5 protein-coding genes are annotated in these 5,350 nt (G+C 62.4%); 3 read left to right on the top strand and 2 right to left on the bottom strand.

The window, feature by feature from the left end; translation table 11 throughout:
* Positions 1-76: 76 nt before the first annotated feature.
* Complete coding sequence (locus tag ABSG20_RS29025) at positions 77-1,684, bottom strand: DUF4403 family protein (protein ID WP_423867900.1); 1,608 nt, start codon at positions 1,682-1,684, stop codon at positions 77-79.
* A 264-nt stretch (positions 1,685-1,948) separates the two neighbouring features.
* The gene (locus tag ABSG20_RS29020) at positions 1,949-2,626 is read right to left on the bottom strand and encodes a L,D-transpeptidase (RefSeq protein ID WP_423867899.1); all 678 of its coding nucleotides are present in this window, start codon (positions 2,624-2,626) and stop codon (positions 1,949-1,951) included.
* On the opposite strand from ABSG20_RS29020, the gene ABSG20_RS29015 reads away from it, so the two are divergent.
* From ABSG20_RS29015 to ABSG20_RS29005, 3 genes are all read left to right on the top strand, one after another.
* Entirely contained in the window at positions 2,625-2,915 is a 291-nt protein-coding gene (locus ABSG20_RS29015) for a hypothetical protein (protein ID WP_423867898.1), read from the top strand. The genes ABSG20_RS29020 and ABSG20_RS29015 overlap by 2 nt on opposite strands.
* Positions 2,915-3,970: a glycosyltransferase family 4 protein gene (locus ABSG20_RS29010; RefSeq protein WP_423867897.1), complete on the top strand. Its 1,056-nt coding sequence runs from the start codon at positions 2,915-2,917 to the stop codon at positions 3,968-3,970. The genes ABSG20_RS29015 and ABSG20_RS29010 overlap by 1 nt, the downstream gene beginning before the upstream one ends.
* 125 nt (positions 3,971-4,095) lie before the next feature.
* On the top strand, positions 4,096-4,779 hold the full coding sequence (locus tag ABSG20_RS29005; protein WP_423867896.1) for a class I SAM-dependent methyltransferase: 684 nt from the start codon (positions 4,096-4,098) through the stop codon (positions 4,777-4,779).
* Positions 4,780-5,350: the final 571 nt, after the last annotated feature.

Here is a 5,350-nt window from a genome sequence, read left to right as displayed (position 1 = left end):
TCGGAAATCTGCGCCTTCGCCGCTCCGCCCGGCGCCGCGAAAGCGAGGATGGCCGCGACCGCGGCTATGGATGACTTCATGGTTTCTCCTCCCTGGTCTTGTTTAATCTATTCTGCGCGCTGATACACAGCGCCGGCAGCGTGTTCACGTAAGCATTGATCGTGCCATCGGCTTCCGCGATCACACGCAAGGTTTTGGAATCGAAGGTGATGTCGGCGAGCCGCAGGCTGTTGATCTCCGTCGTCACCCGCACGCCGTCCTGGTTCTTCTGAAATTCCGCTATCGCTGCGGCGATCTTTTGCTGCGCATTGCTTGCGAACGGCTTGAGGTCGATGGTGGCCTTTTCCGCCAGCAACTGTTGCAGATGCGGCACGACCGCGCGCGCCGCGGTCCCCAGCAGCCCGAACGCGGCTTCGGACTCGACGGCGAGTTGCAGGTTGGTCAGCCGTAGCGTCTGCTGCACCTGATCGAGCACGGGCTGGCCCCAGATATGCACCATGGCTTCGCCGCTGAAGCCAAGGAAGCTGTTTTTCGCCTTGGCGTTCACCAACAGCGAAATCAGCAGCCGGTCGCCCGAGGCCGCGACAGATGCGCGCTTCACGGTGACATCGACCGGGCCAGAACCGTCCTCCGGAAAGGTCCGGCCTTCGAACTGCGTCGCTACGATCTTGCCGATGAAGCTGAAAGGCAGATCGATCGGCACGGCGATAGAGACCCCTCCAGCTGTCGGTGGCACGATGTTGATGATAGGGGGAAACGGGCAATCGGGCTTGGTCTGCTCGGTGGTGATGCGGGTCTCGGCCTCGATGCCGAGCGTCAGGGTGACCGCCGATGCATCGACGCGCGGTTGCGCCGCGATCGCGCGGGTCGGCTTGAGCTCCAGCCAGAGCGCCGGCAACGAGGAGGCGCCGCCGGCGGCTTGCAGTGGTATCGAGCGGCATGCCCTGGCCCATTGCAGCCGCGCGCTTTGCTCCAACGCGTGATCACCGCGGATCCGCGCCTCCGCCGCGGCGATCTGATCGGCGACTGTCCTTTCGATAAAAGGCTTGACTTGCGCCGGAACGTTGACGCGAGACCCGGCCACCGCAAGGCTGGTGTCGCCAAGCGTCACCTGTGCCGCGAGGTTAGGCTCCAGGTGCCAGGCCGCGGCGAGCTTCGGCCGCGAAGTGAGGGTGATGTTACCCTTGATCTCGGCGCTGGCATTGAGCGCCTTGATGTTCACGCTGCCGATCTGCTTGGCGACATTGCCGCCGAGCAGGCTGCCGAGGGCGTCACCCACCGCGCCCGTTGTTTTCGACGAGATCGATCCGGTCACGTTCAGCTTTCCGGTGAGTGAGGTCGCGAGCGACAATACGTCCTCGGCGCCGGTCGCCGTGATCCGCCCGCGCGCTGCGGTCCAGCCAATGTCGGCATTCTGCAGGATCTGCGAAACCGGATTGTCGGCTTTGCCTGAGAAGTTGCGCGGCGTGCCGCGGTCGGCGGCGTCGCGAATGGCGCTGAGCGCGATCGCAACCGGCGCCACGATGAACGAGCGGCGCGCAGCGGGCGGCAACGGGGGTAATTCGACCAGTACCGGTGCGCCACGCGGAGACAGCCAATCCATTGTCTTCAGGCTGACGAAGAACGTCACCGCGACGACCGCGACCGCAATCAGGATGGTCTTCAGGCTCAGCGCCGGACGCATCTTCCCCTCTGGCCGATTCAGAGGGGAAGTCTATAGCGCAGGTCGGTGCGGCGCCAGAGTGGCGGCGGAACCCGGCTAACTTGATGGCGTATCCCCGAGGATTTCGGGAAATGTGTTCGAATTGTTGCCGGCAAACAGCAAAAGTGGCGCGTAAAGCACGCCATCTGGTTGAGAGCGTTTATGGCCCGGAAGCCACTTCCTCGCCCCCCCGCCCGCGCGCCCCGCGGGTTCGCGAGGCGCCATGATCTATCGAAGGCCGAACGATCAGCTCCGCCCGCGATCCGCATTGTCGGCACGGCGGTCCATCGGCAGCACGATCACCCTGGTGCCGACGTTGACCCGCGAATAGAGGTCTGAGACGTCTTCGTTGGTAAGGCGGATGCAGCCGGAGGATACGTGGGTCCCGATGGTCCCCGGCGCATTGGTGCCGTGGATGCGATAGACCGTGCCGCCGAGATACATTGCGCGGGCGCCGAGCGGATTGCCGGGGCCGCCCGCCATCTGGCGCGGCAGATAGGGTTGACGCGCGATCATTTCGGGGGGCGGGGTCCAGTCCGGCCACTCGGCCTTTTTGGTGACTGCCTGCACGCCCGACCAGGTAAAGCCCTCGCGGCCGACGCCGATACCGTAGCGGATCGCCTGACCGCCCCCGAGCACATAATAGAGATAAGTGTTGGGCGTATCGATGATCACGGTGCCAGGCGCCTCGTGGGTCAAATAGCTGACGATCTGGCGCTTCAGCCGCGCCGGCAGCTCGACCGCCGCGCCTTCATCGGAGGGGGCGGCGGCTTGCACCGCCTGTACCGTCGGCGTCGGGATGAAGGAAAACAGCTGCAGGGGCGTGGCCGCCGCAGCACCGGAAAAGGCGATGGCGCCGGCCGCCAGCGCGCCGAAGGCTAAGGCACAGCCCGAACTCAGCTTAATTATGACCGGATTGAACATGACTCATCCCCTGTTTTTTTTACTGTCTTTTCTGTTCTCGCGGCCGGTCTGGCACGCCGTCAGCGGAAACAGCTATCGGGCCGGGGTTTCAGCAAGGTTGCGCCAATCGTTGAAAATGGTTTCATTCTGGGAAGAATTGTTTCATCAGCGTGTTGGCAGCCCGGCAAAAAACCCGAAACCGGCAAAATCAGCCAAAAAAGAACGATTACGTATCGGTGACGTCACACGCCTGAAATATCCAAGGCCGAACGTCGCTATTTCAAGAATCAACCACCCGGGCTCCCCTTGATGCGGATTTTGATTGCGACCGACGCCTGGCATCCGCAGGTGAACGGCGTTGTTCGTACGTTAACCTCACTGGCTCGTAGCGCCCAGGCGCTGGGCGCCGAAATCCATTTTCTGCCACCCGACGGGTTTCCATCGCTCGCGGTCCCGACCTATCCGGGACTGCGGATGGCGCTGCCGAGCCGGCGCGGGATTGCGGAGAGGGTCGATGCGATAGCGCCGGAGGCCATACATATTGCCACCGAAGGGCCGATCGGATGGGCGGCGCGGGCCTATTGCCGCCGCCGCAAGCTCGCCTTCACGACTTCCTATACGACCCGCTTTCCGGAATATATCGCGGTCCGCTCGATCATTCCCGCCGCCTTGAGCTACGCCGTGCTGCGGCACTTCCATTCGGCGGCCGCCATGACGATGGTTGCCACGGCTTCGCTCCGGCAAGAACTCGGCGCCCGCGGTTTCAAGAAGCTCGGCACCTGGACCCGAGGCGTCGACACCAGCCTGTTCAGGCCCGACCATCCGGCCGAGCTCGATTTGCCCAGGCCTGTTTTCATGACGGTCGGCCGGGTTGCCGTAGAAAAGAACCTCGATGCCTTTCTCGCGCTCGACTTGCCCGGATCCAAGGTTGTGATCGGGGATGGGCCGCAAAAGGCGGAGCTGCAGCGGCGCTATCCCGACGCCAAATTCCTGGGGGAAAAAACCGGACAGGATTTGACCTCCCACCTGGCGGCGGCCGACGTCTTTGTTTTCCCAAGCCTCACCGACACCTTTGGCGTGGTTCAACTCGAAGCCTTGGCATGCGGCACTCCGGTTGCGGCCTTTCCGGTGACGGGTCCGCTCGACGTGATTGCCGATCATCCGGTCGGTGCGCTGGATGCCGATTTGAAGAACGCCTGCATCCGCGCGCTCAGGATCTCCCGCGAGGCGTGCCGGAATTTTGCGCTTGAGAATTCCTGGGAAAGCAGCGCGAGGCAGTTCATCGGCAATCTCACCGCGTTGCAGCCGAACCGTTCGCTGCGGCCTGTCCGCCGCGCAGCCGGCGGCAGCGCGGTGCATGGCTAGGCGCGCCTGCCCCGGGGGATGGCTGTCTTTTCCCGGCAGGTCGTCTTGGGAAAATGGTCGTCTTGAGAAAAAATGTCGTGTTGAGAAAAAGTCGTCTTGAAACCAAGAGAGCGAGTACCATCGCCATGACGGAACTAGTGAAACTTGCAGATACACGGGAACTCGATTTCGACCGCGAAACGGTCGAACGGGCCTATGACCGCTGGGCTCCCGTGTATGACCTGGTGTTCGGCGGGGTATTCGGAAAGGGCCGGCGCGCCGCCATTCTCGCCACCAACAGCATCGGCGGCAGGGTCCTCGAGGTCGGCGTCGGCACCGGGATCTCATTGCCGCAATATGGCGCACATCTTCGCGTTTTCGGCACCGATATCTCGGAGGCCATGCTGCGCAAGGCGAAGGCACGCGTTGCCGATCTGCGTCTCAAGAATATCGAGGGTCTCGCGGTGATGGATGCGGAGAAACTCGAATTCCCCGACAATTCATTCGACGTCGTCATGGCGCAATATGTCGTGACCGCGGTGCCCAACCCGGAAGCCGCGCTGGACGAGTTCGCCAGGGTTTTGCGGCCCGGCGGCGAGATCATCCTACTGAGCCGAGTCAGTGCGGACGCGGGCATGCGCCGCTTTATTGAGCAACGGCTCCAGCCGGTCGTGCGTCCGCTCGGCTGGCGGACCGAATTTGCTTGGTCGCGTTATACGCAATGGGCCTCGCGGGCTCATGGGGTGGAATTGATCGAACGTCGCCCGGTGCCGCCGTTCGGACACTTCTCGCTGATTCGCTTTCGCAAGGCATGGCCTGCGGCAGCTTAGACGATTTGTAGGATGGGTAGAGTGACCAGATCGGACGCATGTCCGAACTGGTCACGAAACCCATCGCCGCGGCTGGTGGGTTTCGCGAAGAGCTCAACCCACGCTACGCTAGGTTGCAAATAATGAATACACAATCAGCCGCGGCGAAAGCTGCGCCAAAAACGCAAAAAAGCTATTGATCGCAGTGTCATAAGCGATCCGGGGGTCCGGCGAAAGTCTATCATTGCCGGCGCGGGGGAGGGTGGGGTCGGGGCGCCACTCGGAGAGTGCCGACGCAGCTTTCCCCCTCTCCCCCGCAACAGCAAGAGCGGGAGCGCACCATCGCAAGCTTCGTTATGATTCGAACTTCGAAAAACGCAATGCTAGCGCTAAAGAGGGCTCCCAGCTTGCGACGTCAGGACCAAGCAATCATGTCATTATCATTCTGTCACACACCAGACATCGAATCCTTGTAGGCAGGCGATGCCAGCGGAACAGGGGATGACCATGAAGCGCTTCTTGACGGCATTGCGAACCCAAAGGTGGGATGACCATCGCTACTACCATCACAGCCGCATCAACCAGAGCCTGC

Origin of the sequence: Bradyrhizobium sp. (genome assembly GCF_049512235.1) — a bacterium.
Taxonomy (GTDB): Bacteria; Pseudomonadota; Alphaproteobacteria; order Rhizobiales; family Xanthobacteraceae; genus Bradyrhizobium.
This window is presented reverse-complemented; position numbering and strand designations above follow the sequence as displayed.